The sequence below is a fragment of the Marinobacter sp. B-12 genome, from assembly GCF_056857915.1.
In genome coordinates this window covers 82,965-100,426 of sequence record NZ_JBSXOB010000064.1, presented here as the reverse complement: position 1 = coordinate 100,426, position 17,462 = coordinate 82,965, and the positions used below count along the sequence as shown (strand labels likewise).

At 58.3% G+C, this 17,462-nt stretch carries 16 protein-coding genes; 12 read left to right on the top strand and 4 right to left on the bottom strand.

The features are described from left to right. Positions 1–13: 13 nt before the first annotated feature. Together AC13D2_RS19285 and AC13D2_RS19280 are read right to left on the bottom strand one after the other, a co-directional pair. Positions 14–661 (bottom strand): hypothetical protein, encoded by a 648-nt coding sequence (locus tag AC13D2_RS19285; RefSeq protein WP_420390014.1) that lies wholly within the window; start codon positions 659–661, stop codon positions 14–16. A 200-nt stretch (positions 662–861) separates the two neighbouring features. Beyond that, positions 862–2,133 carry an MATE family efflux transporter gene (locus AC13D2_RS19280; protein WP_482939045.1) on the bottom strand — a complete coding sequence of 424 codons (1,272 nt, stop codon included), beginning with the start codon at positions 2,131–2,133 and terminating at the stop codon, positions 862–864. Positions 2,134–2,397: 264 nt separating this feature from the next. Between AC13D2_RS19280 and coxB the strand changes: the two genes are divergently transcribed. From coxB to AC13D2_RS19265, 3 genes are all read left to right on the top strand, one after another. Continuing rightward, entirely contained in the window at positions 2,398–3,522 is a 1,125-nt protein-coding gene (coxB, locus tag AC13D2_RS19275) for a cytochrome c oxidase subunit II (protein ID WP_300497245.1), read from the top strand. Positions 3,523–3,624: 102 nt separating this feature from the next. After that, positions 3,625–5,211, top strand: coding sequence for a cytochrome c oxidase subunit I (ctaD, locus tag AC13D2_RS19270; RefSeq protein ID WP_300497248.1), 1,587 nt, complete (start codon positions 3,625–3,627; stop codon positions 5,209–5,211). 61 nt (positions 5,212–5,272) lie between these two features. Further along, positions 5,273–6,160, top strand: coding sequence for a cytochrome c oxidase subunit 3 (locus tag AC13D2_RS19265; protein WP_300497251.1), 888 nt, complete (start codon positions 5,273–5,275; stop codon positions 6,158–6,160). Positions 6,161–6,169: 9 nt separating this feature from the next. On the opposite strand, the gene AC13D2_RS19260 is transcribed toward AC13D2_RS19265, so the two are convergent. Beyond that, entirely contained in the window at positions 6,170–6,373 is a 204-nt protein-coding gene (locus AC13D2_RS19260) for a twin transmembrane helix small protein (protein WP_300497254.1), read from the bottom strand. A gap of 52 nt (positions 6,374–6,425) precedes the next feature. On the opposite strand from AC13D2_RS19260, the gene AC13D2_RS19255 reads away from it, so the two are divergent. The 8 genes from AC13D2_RS19255 (at position 6,426) to AC13D2_RS19220 (ending at position 15,955) form a co-directional block, all read left to right on the top strand. Continuing rightward, complete coding sequence (locus AC13D2_RS19255; protein ID WP_421911728.1) at positions 6,426–7,166, top strand: SURF1 family protein; 741 nt, start codon at positions 6,426–6,428, stop codon at positions 7,164–7,166. After that, entirely contained in the window at positions 7,153–7,797 is a 645-nt protein-coding gene (locus AC13D2_RS19250) for a hypothetical protein (RefSeq protein ID WP_300497259.1), read from the top strand. The genes AC13D2_RS19255 and AC13D2_RS19250 overlap by 14 nt, the downstream gene beginning before the upstream one ends. Before the next feature lie 24 nt (positions 7,798–7,821). Continuing rightward, positions 7,822–8,928 (top strand): COX15/CtaA family protein, encoded by a 1,107-nt coding sequence (locus AC13D2_RS19245; protein ID WP_482939044.1) that lies wholly within the window; start codon positions 7,822–7,824, stop codon positions 8,926–8,928. Continuing rightward, the gene (gene cyoE / locus AC13D2_RS19240; RefSeq protein ID WP_300497262.1) at positions 8,925–9,848 is read left to right on the top strand and encodes a heme o synthase; all 924 of its coding nucleotides are present in this window, start codon (positions 8,925–8,927) and stop codon (positions 9,846–9,848) included. Before AC13D2_RS19245 ends, cyoE begins: the two co-directional genes overlap by 4 nt. Before the next feature lie 22 nt (positions 9,849–9,870). Then, positions 9,871–10,539 (top strand): SCO family protein, encoded by a 669-nt coding sequence (locus tag AC13D2_RS19235; RefSeq protein ID WP_292049051.1) that lies wholly within the window; start codon positions 9,871–9,873, stop codon positions 10,537–10,539. A gap of 84 nt (positions 10,540–10,623) precedes the next feature. Then, on the top strand, positions 10,624–11,826 hold the full coding sequence (locus AC13D2_RS19230; RefSeq protein ID WP_482939043.1) for a YbfB/YjiJ family MFS transporter: 1,203 nt from the start codon (positions 10,624–10,626) through the stop codon (positions 11,824–11,826). Between the two features lie 345 nt (positions 11,827–12,171). Next, positions 12,172–14,649 carry an ATP-dependent helicase HrpB gene (gene hrpB / locus AC13D2_RS19225; protein ID WP_482939042.1) on the top strand — a complete coding sequence of 826 codons (2,478 nt, stop codon included), beginning with the start codon at positions 12,172–12,174 and terminating at the stop codon, positions 14,647–14,649. A 487-nt stretch (positions 14,650–15,136) separates the two neighbouring features. Next, positions 15,137–15,955 (top strand): ATP-grasp domain-containing protein, encoded by an 819-nt coding sequence (locus AC13D2_RS19220; RefSeq protein ID WP_300497273.1) that lies wholly within the window; start codon positions 15,137–15,139, stop codon positions 15,953–15,955. A 124-nt stretch (positions 15,956–16,079) separates the two neighbouring features. On the opposite strand, the gene AC13D2_RS19215 is transcribed toward AC13D2_RS19220, so the two are convergent. Next, on the bottom strand, positions 16,080–17,225 hold the full coding sequence (locus AC13D2_RS19215; protein WP_300500962.1) for an ISL3 family transposase: 1,146 nt from the start codon (positions 17,223–17,225) through the stop codon (positions 16,080–16,082). Here AC13D2_RS19215 and AC13D2_RS19210 point away from each other — a divergent pair. Beyond that, positions 17,154–17,441, top strand: a complete 288-nt coding sequence (locus AC13D2_RS19210) for a hypothetical protein (RefSeq protein WP_482939102.1) — start codon at positions 17,154–17,156, stop codon at positions 17,439–17,441. The two genes, AC13D2_RS19215 and AC13D2_RS19210, sit on opposite strands and share 72 nt — an antisense overlap. The last annotated feature ends 21 nt before the right edge of the window (positions 17,442–17,462 follow it).

Sequence of the window (17,462 nt, the reverse complement as noted above, 5' to 3'; positions counted from 1 at the left end):
CATCCGTATTGTTTTAGAGGCCCGCACCCAACGACAAACGTATGTGGTTGCGGACCAGCAGGTTTTCCCAATAGTGTCTCATCCAGTCCCATGCGGCGTTCCTTGTCTGTTCTACGAACGGGTCCAGATTCAGTTCGTAATAGTCTGGCGAGCCGGCAATTTGCAACACCGTCACGGTGATAGATTGGTCCAGTTCGTTGGCGAATGGTTCGCCGATCAACTGATGTGCCAGCAAATTGGCCCGTGTTGCCTCCACATCGACCAGTTCGCTGGCGCGGGTGGAACGATTGTTCTCGTACATTTCCTCCATCAGCCGGTGACAGAGATAGGCCCTGATAAGAAGTCCGTCAAGCCCATCATAACGTACCAGAAGAACTGATGGTTGGGTAAAATAGCCGATCGCTGCCTCGACAAAAGGCGCAAACAGCTCGGCCTTGCGAGCTTCTCTTGCACAGGCTTCCACGCATTCAATCAGTCGGGGCGCCATTTCGATGTACTCAATGGCAAACTGGAATAGGCAGGTCGCTGGCTGGTAACCGTCAATGGTGATGGTGGCAGGCAGCGACGACGCCCTCTCCCGCATCTGCTTTAGAAAGGTGCCGGAGCGGGCTTCCTGCCTTCGGGCCTGATCAATGATGTCGAGAACTACCTTTGGTGTCATTTCAGGAGAAGCCGGTCTCTGAACGGAATGGGGTCGCAAGGCGCCTCCCGTTATACGCTTGGGATTGTCAGGGGCATGGGAAGCGGTTGGCTACCGCAACATGCCTGCCTTTTCTCACAAGTGTAGACGAGTTTTGACAGGCTGCTGTGGTGTGAGCATTAAACCTGAACAGGTTGTACCTGGTTTGCCAGCACGCCCACTTACTGCCCTGAAAACCAGCGATCGTGCCGTGAATGGCTCAAAAACAGCAAACCCATGGAAATTGCCCGTGCCAGCATCAGGCAGATCAGCGAGAACCACAGTCCATGATTACCCCACCCGGTCGTCAGCCACCAGACCGGCAGGAAAACCACCAGTGCTGAAAACAGCATCGTGTTCTGCATGTCTCGCGTTCGGGTTGCGCCGATAAACACGCCATCCAGAAGGAAGCCCCACACCGATGCCAGCGGTAGCATCCACAACCACGGTAGATAATCCCACGCGGTTGCACGCACTTCCTCGATACCTGTTAGCAAACCAATCAGAAAGCGTCCGCCAAGAACAAAGGCGACGGTAAACAGCACAGAGCCCCATAGCGACCACCGGAACGCCACCCGGAATACGTTTTTGAACTGGCGCCGACTGTTTTTCCCCACGGCTTCACCAATCAACGCTTCTGCGGCATTGGCAAAGCCGTCAAGGCCGTTGGAAATAACCAGCAGAAAGGTAATCAGCACTGCGTTGGCGGCCAGTATGGTGTCGCCCTGTCGCGCACCCTGTGCGGTGAAGAAGGCCAACACCAGAAGCAGGGCAATGGTGCGCACCATAATGTACCGGTTCACCTGCAGTATTCTTAGGTAATCCCGCAACTGCCCGAACAACGCCCGTTCGATCCCCTGGCCGTCCGGCATCCGTTTCAGCACCATGTAAAATCCAATGGCGGCCGCCGAGTACTCCGCCATCACGGTGGCCATGGCAACGCCACGACTGTTCCAGCCAAAGCCGGTCACAAAGAGCACATCAAGAACAATGTTGAGCCCGTTAGCCACAATCAGCATGACCATGGGCCCCCGCGCATACTGGGTGCCAATCAGCCAGCCTACCAACGTGTATTGGCAGAGCACGGCTGGAGCGCTCCAGATACGGATGCTGGCGTACTCCGATGCCAGTGCGGCAACACGTTCACTGGGGTTCATCAGGGTCAGGCCCAGTTTGATCAGTGGCTGATGGAACAGAATCAGCAGCAGGCCGATACCGATTGCCAACAGCACGGAGCGCAGCAGCAGGGCAATCTGCGCGAATTCATCGCGTTTGCCCCAGGCCTGGGCAGCCAGCCCCGTCGTGCCCATGCGCATAAAACCAAAGGTCCAGTACAGGATGCTGAACAGGTTTGCGCCCACCGCGACAGCACCCAGATATTCCGGCGTGTCGAGATGCCCCAGCACGGCGGTATCCAAAAGTCCCAGCAATGGAACCGTGAGATTGGTGAGCATCAGTGGCCAGGCCAGTGCCCAGAGCCTGCGATCGGTGGTGGCGAGTCGCGGAGACGATTCTACGGGAATGAGCCAGCTTCCTTCTTTAGTACATTTATCGGTGGACGGACTTTCGCATTTTTTTCATCTATGTCTATACTGGGTTGTGTATTATCCATAGCAGACTTCCACCCTGTCTTGAATAGTGTGTGCGAGCACTGGCCGGAGCAGGGCGGATTGGACGCAAAATCCGACAAGAATAACACTCTGTGGAGACACAGTATTATGCGCGTGCACGCTAAGCGGGCAGGTGTCCTCTTGGGCGGGCTTATGACGCCAGCGTTGTCCATGGCGGACTGGACGCTGAACATGAGTCCCGGGGTCACCGGTACCAGCAATGAAATCTTCAGCCTTCACATGACGATCCTCTGGATCTGCGTTGTCATCGGCATCGTGGTGTTCGGGGTCATGTTCTGGTCCATCTTCGCTCATCGCAAGTCCCCGGGCCGGAAGCCGGCAAATTTTCACGAGAATACCCTGGTCGAGATTCTCTGGACCATCATTCCCCTTGTGATTCTCGTTGTGATGGCCATTCCTGCCACAGCAACTCTGGTGGACATGTACGACACCACTGAGGCTGACGTCGATATTAAGGTCACCGGCTATCAGTGGCGCTGGAAGTATGATTACGTCGATGAGGAGTTTGGGTACTTCTCGAACATCACCACCAGCGACGACGAAATCTACAACCGCACCGAGAAAACCGAAAACTATCTGCTGGAAGTCGATAACCCGATGGTGGTGCCCGTTGGGGCGAAAATCCGCCTGTTGGTTACCGCCAATGATGTGATCCACTCCTGGTGGGTGCCTGCCTTTGGCGTAAAAAAGGACGCCATTCCCGGTTTTGTGAACGAAACCTGGACCAGGGTCGACGAGCCGGGCATCTATCGTGGTCAATGCACCGAGTTGTGTGGCGTAAAACACGGTTTCATGCCGGTGGTGGTCAAGGCTGTTCCTCAGGATGAATACGATGCCTGGGTGGCTGAGCAGAAGGAAGCGGCCCAGCGTGAGCGTGAGCTGACCGAGAAGGACTGGACCCTGGAAGAGTTGATGGCACGTGGCGAAAAAGCCTATGCCAGCGCGTGTGCTGCCTGCCACCAGGCGGATGGTAGCGGTGCGCCGCCAGCATTCCCTGCCCTGAAGGGTAGCAAAGTCGCGACTGAAGACATGCAGGCGCATCTGGACATTGTTGTAAACGGCGTTTCCGGCACTGCCATGCAAGCGTTTGGCGGTCAGCTGAGCGAAGTCGACCTCGCGGCGGTCATTACCTATGAGCGGAATGCCTGGGGTAATGACACCGGTGAAATGGTGACGCCAAAAGAAGTCTTTGAGTACAAGAATCAGGAATGATGAACCGGGTGGGTTGCAGCGAAAGCTTCAGCCCACCCTATCCAATGACGCCAGATTAATGACATCACCAGCCTGAATATACGGCGGTAACGGGGGTTTTTCATGAGTGCGGTTGCAGATACCCACGCCCAGGACGATCATCACCACGGCCCCGCAAAGGGCTTTTCTCGGTGGCTGCTGACGACCAACCACAAAGATATCGGGACCATGTACCTGATATTCAGTTTCACGATGTTCCTGCTCGGCGGAACCATGGCCATGGTGATCCGGGCTGAACTGTTCCAGCCGGGCCTGCAGATTGTTGAGCCGGAATTTTTCAACCAGATGACCACTATGCATGGTCTGATCATGGTGTTCGGCGCGGTTATGCCGGCCTTTGTTGGTCTTGCCAACTGGATGATTCCGCTGATGGTGGGCGCGCCTGACATGGCGCTGCCACGAATGAACAACTGGAGCTTCTGGCTCCTGCCGTGCGCCTTCCTGATTCTGATATCCACACTGTTCATGCAGGGTGGTGCGCCCAACTTCGGCTGGACCTTTTACGCGCCGCTTTCGACGACCTACGGCCCGCCCAGTACCACGTTCTTCATCTTCGCCATTCACATCATGGGCGTGTCGTCGATCATGGGTGCTATCAACGTGATCGCTACCATCCTGAACATGCGGGCGCCGGGCATGACACTGATGAAGATGCCCCTGTTCGTCTGGACCTGGCTGATAACGGCGTTCCTGCTGATTGCTGTCATGCCAGTTCTGGCGGGCGTGGTCACCATGATGCTGATGGACATCAACTTTGGCACCAGCTTCTTTGACGCTTCTGGTGGTGGCGACCCGGTGCTGTTCCAGCATGTGTTCTGGTTCTTCGGGCACCCGGAGGTCTATATCATGATCCTGCCGGCCTTCGGTGCGGTGTCGCACATCATCCCGGCGTTTTCCCGCAAGCCCCTGTTCGGTTACGCCTCCATGGTGTATGCGGTGGGTGCTATTGCCCTGCTGTCGTTTGTGGTTTGGGCTCACCACATGTTCACCGTCGGTATTCCCATCGCCGGGCAACTGTTCTTCATGTACGCCACCATGCTGATTGCCGTGCCCACTGGCGTGAAGGTATTTAACTGGGTGGCGACCATGTTCCGGGGTTCACTGACGTTCGAGGCGCCGATGCTGTTTGCGGTCGCCTTCGTCATCCTGTTCACCATCGGCGGTTTCTCCGGCCTGATGCTGGCCATTGCGCCGGCTGACTTCCAGTATCACGACACCTACTTCGTGGTAGCACACTTCCACTACGTACTGGTACCGGGCGCCATCTTCGGCATTTTTGCCTCGGCGTATTTCTGGCTGCCCAAGTGGACCGGCCATATGTACGACGAAACACTGGGGAAGACGCATTTCTGGTTGTCGTTCATCGGCATGAACCTGGCGTTCTTCCCGATGCACTTCCTCGGGCTGGCGGGTATGCCGCGGCGTATTCCGGATTACGCGCTGCAGTTTGCCGATTTCAACATGGTGTCCAGCATCGGCGCATTCCTGTTTGGTGCCAGTCAGATCCTGTTCCTGGTGATTGTGGTCAAGTGCGTCAAGGGCGGTGAAAAGGCGTCTGCCCAGCCGTGGGATGGTGCTGAAGGCCTTGAGTGGACGGTGCCTTCTCCGGCGCCCTACCACACCTTTGCCACGCCGCCGGAAGTAAAGTGAAACAGAGGCTGACTGGCGCCCACAACAACAAACGATAACGGATAAGCCATCGGAGATTGTCATGGCGGAAAACCAGACGTACTACGTTCCGGAACAGAGCAAGTGGCCGATTGTCGCCACCGTCGGGCTGGGGGTTACCCTCTACGGCGCTGCGGCCATCATGGTGAACGGCCAGCAGGGTGAGAGCACCACCGGCCCCTGGGTGATGTTCTTGATAGGCTCCCTGATCATGGCCTATATGCTATTCGGGTGGTTCGGCACGGTCATCAAGGAAAGCCGGTCAGGCCTGTACAGCCCGCAAATGGATCGTTCTTTCCGTTGGGGTATGAGCTGGTTCATTTTTTCCGAGGTCATGTTCTTCGCGGCTTTTTTCGGTGCCCTGTTCTACACCCGGGTATTTGCGGTGCCCTGGCTTGGCGGTGAAGGCGATCGCGGCAGTTCCAACATCCTCTGGGAAGGTTTCCAGGCGACATGGCCGTTGATCAACAACCCCGACCCCGACGCCTACCCGGCACCGGAAGGCATTATCGGCCCCTGGGGGTTGCCGCTGATTAACACCATCCTGCTGGTGACGTCGTCCTTCACGGTCACGGTTGCCCACCATGCCCTCAAGGAAGACAATCGCAAAAAGGTCAAGCTCTGGCTGGGTGCCACTATTGCACTGGCCCTGATCTTTGTGTGCGTCCAGGGTTATGAATACGCTCATGCCTATCAGGATCTGAACCTGACCCTGCAGTCCGGCATTTATGGCAGCACCTTCTTCATGTTGACCGGTTTCCACGGCGCCCACGTGATACTGGGTACCCTGATGCTCACGATCATGTTAATCCGCATACACAAAGGCCATTTCACGGGTGATTATCACTTCGGCTTCGAAGCGTCGGCGTGGTATTGGCACTTCGTGGATGTGGTCTGGCTCGGGCTGTTCGTCTTCGTTTACGTGCTCTGACGGCGCGCGTCAGGGGGTCGGATTCAGGGTCAGGCCCCCTTGCCATACCGAGATCAGAATGACTGCCAGCAGCAGTACGCTGAGGGCGACCCGCAACGCCAGGGAATTCAGGACACGGTTCGTTTTCCCTCCATCCCGGATCAGGAAGAACAGACCGCTGAACAGGCTCACCAGAACGGCCAGCATGAGTATGACAATGAGAATCTTCAGCATGGGAAATCCTGTAGACGGGAATGTATATATCCAAGGCCCACTATAGCAGAGCATGTCTGATCCAACCGCTCGTTCTCGTCGCCAATGGCACTTTGATTGGCGCCTTTTGGTGTTCTCCGGCTTCTTTCTGCCGATACTGGTGGGCCTGGGTGTCTGGCAGCTGGAGCGAGCTGGAGAGAAACAGGCCCAGCTTGAACAGTGGCAGCAACAGGCCGAAAACCTGAATTGGTCGCAACATCTGACGGCAGGCCTCGAAGCTGGGCAACCGGTGACGCTGTCCGGCCGTTACAGCGAGGTATCCTGGCTTCTCGATAACCGCACACGCGATGGCGCGCCGGGCTATGAGGTACTGACCCTTTTTCTCCCGGTTCAGGGTCGCCCCGTGGTTGTGAATCGCGGTTGGGTGCAAGCGCCCCGGCGACGTGATCAACTGCCCTATGTCCGCCAACCGTCCGGGGAGCTTAGTGTTAAGGGGCGGTTGAGTGAGTTTCCGGAACCCCCGGTGCTCAAGTCCGTGCCATCCGATAAAGCCGGCTGGCCGAAGCGAACACAGTCCCTGTCCCACGGGCAGGCTCAGGAAATTGAGGGTGATGTTGCCAGCCTGGTGCTCAGGCTGTCCGGGCCGGAACAACCAGGCGCCTACCGCGCCGACTGGGCTCCGGACCGGATGGGGCCACAAACTCATTATGGATATGCGGTGCAATGGTTTTCACTGGCCATCGCGCTGGTTATATTGACGGTCGTAGCGAGCTATCGCAAAACAGGAGTCCGTAACCACAATGACAACGGCTGAGCGTATGGACCAGAAAAATCAGGACGACACCGTTTCCCCCGAGCAGGTACGTCGCGGCAGGCGAACCGCCCTTTTGCTGTTTGCCATCGGTTTCGGCCCGATGATTTTCGCCACCATCATGTACTACACTGGTTGGCTGAATCCTGCCGGCAATAGCAATCATGGCGAGCTGATCCAACCGCCAGCGCCTCTGGCCGAAATACAGCTTCAGGGAGCCAGCGGCAACCCGCTTGTCGACCGCTTTGGCCCCGACAAACCCGACGCCGAATGGATGATGGTGGTGGTTTCCGAGCAATGTGCCTCGGAGTGTGAAGAGCTTCTGTATCTGGCGCGCCAGGTCAATATTGCCCTGGGCAAGAACGCTAACCGGGTAAATCGTTCGGCCTGGCTCGGTAGTGTCCCTGACGATCTATCGGCCCGCTGGAGCAACGAATACAGCTCCATGGAACGACTGAGTATCCTGGAGGGCCGCGCTCCGAAATGGCCACCCGGCATCAACCCGGAGCACCAGCCACGGATTTTGCTGGTGGATCCTTTTGGTAACGTAATCATGCACTACGGCACCGAACACACGGGAAAGGATATGCTGAAAGATTTGAAACACCTGTTAAAGCTGTCACAGATCGGCTGACCATCAGTAACCGGAGATGCCCCGTTGAACACCACTCAACCCCGTCTTTCCCGCCCGGCCCACCTCATGGCGCGCTGGTCGCTGCTGGCCACCCTGCTGGCGGTGGTCGTCATCATGCTCGGGGCCTGGACCCGATTGGTGGATGCGGGCCTTGGCTGTCCGGACTGGCCCGGCTGTTACGGGTTTCTGACGGTGCCCCATGATGAGCCGCGGATGGCCATCGCCAACGCGCGTTTCCCCGACACGCCGGTCGACGTGGAGAAAGGCTGGCCTGAGATGATTCACCGATACGCCGCCGGCACGCTGGGGCTGGTGGTGTTTGGTCTGGCGGCCTACGCGTTCCGTCATCGTCGTGACGGAGTACCACTTCGACTGCCACTGTTTATTGCTGCCTTCATTCTGCTGCAGGGCGCTTTTGGCATGTGGACTGTGACCCTGAAGCTCTGGCCGCAGGTGGTTGCCCTGCACCTGCTAGGAGGGTTTACCACCCTGAGCCTGCTGACGCTGCTCACGCTTCGCCTACGCGGTAAACGACAATCTGGAGGCGGAGAGTCCGGCGCAGACCGGCTCCCCGGGGTGCGCCGTTTCCGGCCGTGGCTGTACGGCGGCCTGGTGCTGGTTGTTATGCAGATCGCCTTGGGAGCCTGGACAGCGGCCAACTACGCGGCCGTGGCCTGCACCGACCTACCCACCTGCCAGGGTGAATGGTGGCCGGCTGATATGGACTTTCAGCATGGATTCGACGTTGCCCAGCATGTGGGGCCGAATTACCTGGGCGGGCAGCTAACGGCTGATGGTCGTGTCGCCATCCATGTCAGTCACCGGCTGGGAGCGATGATAGTGCTTGCGTACTTCACGGTTTTTCTGGCATTACTGTGGCGCAGGACAAAGCAAACACCCCTGGCGTGGCATGTGCAGCTGGTGGCCGTGACCCTGATTACGCAGATTGCGCTGGGCCTGGCCAACATCGTGTTTCACATACCCCTGTCAGTGGCGGTGGCGCACAACGCGATGGGCGCAGGGCTTCTACTGGCAGTGATTAACCTGCTCTGGCGATTTCACCAACAGGCCCTGCCAGAGGCAGCGAAAACAAAACCTACAACAACAATCGAGCGAGAGGTGACGGCATGAGCGAGCACGTAAAGGCACTGCCGGCGCAGGGAACGACCAATGAGTCCGCTGCTGCGGGCATTTCCTGGCGGGATTTTCTGGAGCTGACCAAGCCCACTGTGGTGGCGATGATGATCCTCACCTCAGTCATAGGCATGCTGCTGGCCACGCCCGGTGTGCCGGGTTGGGAGGTTATGATCTACGGTAACCTTGGCATCGCCCTGCTGGCGGGCGCGGCAGCCGTGGTCAATCACGTGGTGGATCAGAAAATCGACACAGTCATGGCCCGTACCCGCAAGCGGCCCGTCGCCACCGGGAAAATCTCGCCGCTGGACGCGCTGCTGTTTGCGACGGTGCTGGCGGTTGCCGGCATGGTCATCCTGGTGTGGCAGGTGAATGCGCTGACAGCCTGGCTGACCCTGGCGTCGCTGGTGGGGTACGCGGGCGTCTACACCCTGTTTCTCAAGCGTATGACCCCGCAAAACATCGTGATCGGTGGCCTGGCCGGTGCCATGCCGCCGCTGCTGGGCTGGGCCGCAGTGACCGGGCAGGTGGAAGGCCACGCCCTGCTGCTGGTACTGATCATCTTCGCGTGGACACCGCCACACTTCTGGGCGCTGGCCATCCATCGCAAGGAAGAATACGCCAAGGCCGGTATTCCCATGCTGCCAGTCACCCATGGCAACAAGTACACCGAGCTGCACATACTGCTTTACACCTTAATGCTGCTCGCCGTCAGTTTGCTGCCGTTCGTCACCGGTATGTCCGGCATTATCTATCTGGCAGGGGCACTGGCCCTTGGCCTGCGTTTCCTGCAATATGCCGTACGTTTGCTCAGGGGGGATGACCGCCGTGTGGCGCTCAATACCTTCAAATATTCCATCACCTATCTGATGGCCCTGTTTGTGGTGCTGCTGGTCGACCACTTTGTGTTTTTCTGAAGACTGATTTACCGGAGATTCCATGGACCGTTCGATTCGCCTGACGCTGATCCTGCTGCTATTGGTTGTCGTGCTGATCTTCGGGCTGGTGGTTGGACGGCAGGTGTTGCTGGTCGGAAATGACGAGCCCTCTCCCCCGCCGGAGCTCCGCGACATCAATGCCTACGTGTACGAAAAGAGTCGTACACTTGCTGATTTCGAACTGCTTAACGAACAGGGCGAAACAGTCACCCAGGATAGTCTAAAGGGTAAATGGACGTTCGCCTTTGTAGGCTACACCAATTGTCCGGACATCTGCCCGGCGGCTATGGCGACCCTGCGCAAAACCGACAAGATGCTGTCAGAGGAGCTGCCGCAGCCAGAGTTCCTGCTGATTTCTGCTGACCCGGAACACGATACGCCCCAGAGACTGAAAGACTATGTCGGCTTTTTCGGCGACGACTTTCACGGCCTGACCGGCGACATTGAGACGCTGAGAGAGCTTGCCAGAAGCATGAACGCGGTTTTCTCCCATCGTCAGGTGGATGGTGAACGACTGGTGGAACACAGCGGGCATTTCACACTGATCAACCCGGACGGCGAAATGACTGCCGTGCTTCAGCCGCCCCACAAGCCTGAAGATCTCGTTGAGGCCTATCGTGAGATCTACGAGTGGGCCCGGGAAAATCATCCGCGGGCGTCCCAGTCATGACCTCGCGCTCCTGCGCCCTGAGTCGGCTGACTCCCTGCTCGCACTGACTTAGACTGCCTACCGGCTTTCCCCTGGGGTTCTGTGATGCCAAATTCCCATCCTTCCTGCACACCGCCGCGGGATCTCTATCTGGTCGTGGTAGCGGGTGCCATCCTGTTGCTGGTCACCCACGGCCTCGGCCGTTTCATCTACACGCCGCTACTGCCATATCTGGTGGACGATGGTCAGATCACCGCCGGGCAGGGTGCTGCGGTGGCCACCTGGAACTACCTTGGCTACCTACTGGGCGCCTTGCTGGCCATCCGCTGGCACACCATCAGCCACATTCGCATGCTGCTGCCGGCTTCCCTCGCGGTTCACCTGTTGACCACCCTCGCCATGACGCAGACTGACCACCTTGTCGCCATGTCCGCCGCCCGCCTGTTCAACGGCATCGCCAACGGTGTTGTCTTTGTCCAGGCTCCGGCATTGATCCTGGAATGGCTGGTGCTTCGCAACCGCGCCACCCTGAGCGGGCATCTTTACATCGGTGTAGGGCTGGGGCTCCTGGTATCAAGTGGCCTGGTCAGCTCCAGCGCCCACTGGCTTGAAGGGACTGAACGCTGGTGGCCCGCTGTCGTGCTTTCCATCCCTCTGGCCTGGTGGGCCACCGCGCGGTTGCTCCGACTGGACGTACCGGTGAGGGCGCAAAGCGATGGCGAAACGCCGGCGGGAAAATCACCCCTGTTCGACCGGGCAAGCGTGCCCCTGTTTCTCTCCTACGCCGGCGCCGGTCTCGGCTACATACTGCCGATGACGTTCCTGCCATTGCTGGCCAAGGATCAGTTACCGGCTGACCACTGGCTGCTGGATGGTGCCTGGTTCCTGGCAGCTCTGGCGACGATCCTGTCGCCCTCGATCTGGAACTATCTGGGCTCTAAAATCGGCGATCTTCCTGCATTGCGGATGAACTTCGTGGTGCAGCTTGCCGGCGTCCTGGCAGCAGTGATCTTGCCCGGTGCCTTTGGCCTGGCTGTTTGTGCCGCTCTGGTGGGCAGCACGTTCGTGGGTACGGTGATGCTCACCCAACGCATCGGCCGGGCCCTGCATCCGCACCAGGGGCCGCGACTGTCAGCGGCAATGGTGTCGGTCTACGGCTTCACCCAGATGGCCGGCCCCTGGCTCACCAAGCAATGGCTGGAAGCCGGTGGCACCCTGACCACGGCCTTTGGCATTGGGGTGGCGGCGCTGGCTCTTGGAGCGGTGTTTGCGTTTTTTGTCCCTCGGCCTGGTTCTGTTCAGGACTGACTGTTTGGTGGCAGGAGCGGGGTGGTGGAATTATTTTCTTTGGGAATGGAACTCGCTGCGCTCAGACACCCATTCCTGGCAGAAAATAGTTCCACCACCCCACTCTCAGGTAACCCGGAGTTCTCGTTTCTTATGAGATAGGATCATCACTGTTTCATGCAAAACAGAGTAGGCTCATAGTACGCTTTTGAAAAACCGACGAGTTACCTAAAGGTGTGGGGGTGTTTTATTTTTCAATAAAAGAAAATGGTGCCTGAGCGAAGCGAGTTCATTTTCAACTTGAAAAATAAAACACCCCCACGCCCCTCCCCCAACCCGACCAGTCCTAAACATAGCCAGAAACAAATGCTCCCAATCAACAACATCATCCCGGACCTGTTAAACACCCTGGCGTCCCAAACAACCATTCTGCTACAGGCACCACCGGGCGCCGGTAAAACCACCAGGGTGCCACTTGCTCTGATGGATGCTCCCTGGCGTGAGGATCGCAAGATCCTGATGTTGGAGCCGAGACGGCTGGCAGCCAGGTCGGCGGCAAGGTACATGGCCGGGCAGGTGGGAGAGAAGCCGGGTCAGACGGTGGGTTATCGAACCAGGCTGGATACCCGGGTGACGCCTGCCACGGTGATCGAGGTGGTCACCGAAGGCATTCTTACTCGGTTGATTCAGAACGACCCTGCGCTGGAAGACTACGCCGTTGTGATTTTCGACGAGTTTCACGAACGGTCACTGCAGGCCGATCTTGGGCTGGCGCTGGTTCGGGAGTCCCGCCAGGCTTTGCGGGAGGACCTGCGGGTCATCGTGATGTCCGCCACGCTGGATACCGCACCCATTGCCCGGTTGCTGGGCAATGTGCCGGTGTTGAGTAGTGAAGGCCGGGCGTTCCCTGTGGAGGTGGCGTATCGTCCGATTCCGCGCAATGGCCGGGTAGAAGAACAGGTGGTGTCCGTTATTCATGAGGCCCTGGCGGATCAGAGTGGGTCGTTGCTGGTTTTTCTGCCCGGTGCGGGCGAGATTCGTCGGGTTGAGCGCCAGCTTCAGAGTCAGACAGGCAATGAGGTGATCGTGGCGCCGTTGTACGGCAACCTGAAAAGCGAGGAGCAGGACCGGGCCATCACGCCGGCGCCCGACGGTTATCGCAAGGTGGTTCTGGCCACCGCTATCGCTGAATCGAGTCTCACCATTGAAGGCGTGCGCGTCGTCATCGACAGCGGTCAGCAACGCCGGGCGGTGTTTGATGCCAACAGCGGCATGACACGGCTGGTGACCGGCTGGGTGTCGAAAGCGTCTGCGGAGCAGCGCAAGGGCCGGGCCGGTCGGATTGAGCCTGGCGCCTGTTACCGGCTTTGGAGTGAGTCCTCCCAGTTCGGCCTGGCCGAGTTCACCCCGCCGGAAATACAGGAAGCGGATCTCACCCCCCTGGTGCTGGAACTGGCGCAATGGGGCGCGCGGTCGTCGGCTCAGCTGGACTGGATTGACCCGCCCCCTGCCGCGCACTGGCAGCAGGCCGTGGCGTTGTTGCAGTGGCTGGATATGCTGGATGCCGACAGTGCCATTACGGAACATGGCAAGGCGGCCCGGGACATGGGCGTTCATCCGCGGCTGGCGCACATGATTCTTCACGGGCGGAATATCGGCCATGGCTATCTCGCGGCCGAGTTGGCGGCGCTGCTGGAAGAGCGTGATCTGGCGGGCCGATCAGTCGGGGCGGATATGCAGGAGCGTGTCAGAATGCTGCGGGGCTCCGGCCCCCGACAAAGTGTGGATACCGCCAGGGTGGCATCGATCATCAAGTCGGTGTCCCGCCTGGCGGCCGGGCTTGAACGACCACAGGCAATGCCCTCCGAGGATGAGGTAGGACGCGTACTCGCACAGGCTTACCCGGACCGGATTGCCCGTAAGCGGCGGGGCGAGGAACCGCGATATCAGCTCAGCAACGGTCGTGGCGCGGCCCTTCGCAGCGACGACCGGCTGGCCCGCTATGAGTGGCTGGTTGCCGCTGAACTGGACGGTAGGGCCAGGGAGGCCACGATCTATCTTGCTGCACCGGTTACCCCAGCGGTGCTGGAACAGGACCTGTCCGGTCACATTGAAGAATACGAGGAGGCGGTCTGGGATGAGCGACGCGGAACCGTGGTGGCCCGTCGCGTCCGAAAACTGGGGCAGTTGGAGCTGGAAGAAATGGCCTTGCCGGCCCCGTCGCCGGAACTGGTGCAGCAGGGGTTGCTGGCCGCCGTGCGCAAAAAGGGCCTTGGGAGCCTGCCGTGGACGCTGGCGGCGGAGCAGTGGCTTGCCCGGGTCTCCCTGCTGGCAGAGCGCTTTCCCGGAGAATGGCCAAAGGTCGGCGAGCGCTGGCTGACCGACAACCTGGAAACCTGGCTAGGCCCGTTCCTGGCAGGGATGACCCGCTGGCGTGACCTGGACAAACTCAGTCTGAATCACGCTCTTTCCAGCCTGCTGGAGTATCCACAACAACAGGCTCTTGAAGAGCTGGCACCCTCCCGCCTGACGATCCCAACCGGCCAGTCCGTGGCGTTGGATTACAGCGCAGAAAACGGCCCTGTACTGGCGGCCAAGCTCCAGGCCCTGTTCGGCTGGACCAAAACCCCGACGGTTGCCGGAGGTCAGGTGCCGGTGGTCATCCATCTGTTGTCCCCGGCCCAGCGCCCGTTGGCCGTTACGGCCGATCTGGCAAGCTTCTGGCAGAACGCCTATCCGGAGGTCCGCAAGGATATGCGCGGTCGTTATCCCAAGCATCCCTGGCCGGAAGATCCCCTGACGGCGGATGCGAGTCAGGGGACTAAGAAGCGTCCTGTTCGTTGATTCTTTACCTTTGGCTTTGGGTAGGACTGAGGCCTTTGTGGGGATCGGGGAGGTGGGGGTATTTTTCCTTGGGAATGGAACTCGCTGCGCTCAGACACCCATTCCTGGCGGAAAAATACCCCCACCTCCCCGCTCTATTGACAAATGGTGATGTCGTTACGGAAAGCTGGAATTCAACTGCGCTTTGATTTCGAATGTATGCGTGCGGACACCGTACCAGCGGTAAAAAGCTCTCAGGTAAACCCAGTCAAAACCACAGTAAATCGTCGCGACAACTGGCGTTAACTAAAGGTATGGGGGTGTTTTATTTTTCAATAAAGAAAATGGTGTCTGAGCGAAGCGAGTTCATTTTCATTTGAAAAATAAAACACCCCCATGCCCCTCCCCTAAACCCCCAGTCCAACTCAAAGCCAAAGCAAACAATAAACATTGCACCCAACCCAAACCTGTATAAAATGCGACCAACCCAACCACGCACCCAACCCAAATGAAACTGGTCTCCTTCGACATATTCCGCACCCTCGGCTTCCCGGATACCAAAACCCTCAAGCCCGAACAAATCCTGGCTCACAAAGAACTGCTTAAAGACGCAGACTGGGTGCTGTTCCCGGAATACTGGCAGCTGAATGCCCTCGTACACGGCCTGAAATGCCGCGTTTTCCCCAGTGTCGCCAGCTATCGCATCGGTCACGACAAGGTGGAAATGACTCGGGCTTTCCAGGCGGTCGCACCTGAGCACACCCCGTGGACGCTGATTGAAGCCAATGGCCCGGAGGAACAGCAGGCGGTGTGGGATGCCATGGTCGTGCCCTTCGTGGCCAAGCTGCCCAAGGCCAGCATGGGTGAGGGGGTGTGGCTGATCGAGAGCAAAGCCGACTGGCAGCGATATTGTGAGCGGACCAACGTTCTCTACGCTCAGGAATACCTGCCGATAGATCGGGACGTGCGGGTGGTGATTGTCGGGGATCGGGTGGTGTCTGCCTACTGGCGAACCCAGGCAGACCAGGGGTTTTACAACAACGTGTCGCAGGGTGGGCGCATTGACCGGGGGCCGGTACCCACCGTGGTAACCGACCTGGCACTGCGCCTTGCGCGGGAGCTGGAAGTGGATCACGCGGGGTTTGATATTGCTCTGGTAGAGGGTTACCCCTACGTGCTCGAGTTCAATCGGCTATTTGGCAATCAGGGGCTGGGTCAGGGCAGTGATCTGAAAACCGCAATTCTGGATTATCTGCAGCGCCAGGCTGAGCCCGAAGATCCCAACGGCCCCACTGGGCCGGCGCCTTTGTGGCCGGTTGCGGTGTGAGGTAAAGGCGGATGTACCCGGTGTCGGTTATGGGTAGATATGCTCATATCCTGCCCCCGGAAAAGAACCGATGATCGCGCGATTGACGGGTGCTGCAGTGTTGCTGTGGTGCCTTTTTTTTGGTTCATCGCGCTTTACCGGGAAACGCTGCTTTTATCTTCAAGAAGAAGTAGCCGTTATCCCGGTAGCCATACGCCATCCTCTTGATCACCTTGATCTTGTTGTTCATGCCTTCCAAGACGCTGGTGTTCATGCGGTAGATCGCACTGGCAATGATCCCTTCTATATAGCCTTTGAGGCGTCGAGCAAATTGCTGGACCGGCGCCAATCCGCTGCTCATGGCGAGTTCCAGCCATTCCTCCCAGCGCCGTCTGGCCTCGGCTTCAGACGGGGCATACCAGAGTTCTTTGAGTTGGTCTTTCAGCAGGTAAACGGTCATCAAGGGCTGGTTGGCTTGCAGCAACTCTTCCAGCTTCACGGCCTGTTCGGCCTTGAGGTTGTCTCGGTTCCTCAACAGTAACCAGCGACTGCGTTTAACCACTTTGCGCGCTGGCTTGTCATGACGCAGCTGGTTCGACTGATCAACCCTGACGCGGTCGATCACTTCGCGGCCGAACTTGGCCACGACATGGAACAGATCGTAAACAACCCGAGCCTGGGTACAGTGGTGCTGGACCTCCAGGTCCATGGCCGTGTTCATGTCCATCGCGACCGCTTCGATCTGAGCGCAAGCCTCTGGCCCCAGCCATTCAAAGAAGGGCCGTATGGCCTGTCGGCTATTACCCTCTCCAACCCAGAGAACCTGCTGAGTGTCGGCGTTGATCACAACGGTGGCATAACGGTGGCCCTTGAACAGGGCAAACTCGTCCATGATCAGGCGCCGTATCTGGCTGCGGTCTGGCTCGACAACCTCACGGGCAAGCCGATGGTGATCAATAGCTTTGACCGTATGCCAGTGCAGCCCTAACAGGCGAGCCACATGCTGAACCGGCATCAGCCGAACCAGAGATTCGACCCAACTGACCATGCCCGCTGTCAGGCGCTGTCGCCCCGACAGCCATCGAATCTGTTCCAACTTGGGCCCGCAGGTCGTACAGCGAACACGCCGTACAGGAACCTCCAGCCAGACGCGGTACTGGAACAAGTCACGCTCTCTCACGCGGCGAATAGTCGTGTCGTGGATCGCAAGGCAGTGCTGATGGCAACCACTACAACATGGATGGTAATCATCCGCAGAATGCAGTCGTATCAGCAAGGACTCGGGAGCAATCTGGGTGCAGGACTCAATCGTGAATCCTTCCCAGAAAAGGGCAAGAGGATTAGCATGCATAGTGACGGCGGTGGACCGGTTGGCTTTGTTGTTTTGGCGAACTCAAAACTAACCGGTTTTACCGCCGTCTCCTACTTTTTCACGCTTATCTGCGAAGAACCCTTTTTTATGCCTGTTCATTTCTCTCCATCAATACGATATCCGACGACTGATTAGAGACAGTCGCCAGGGCTGGGT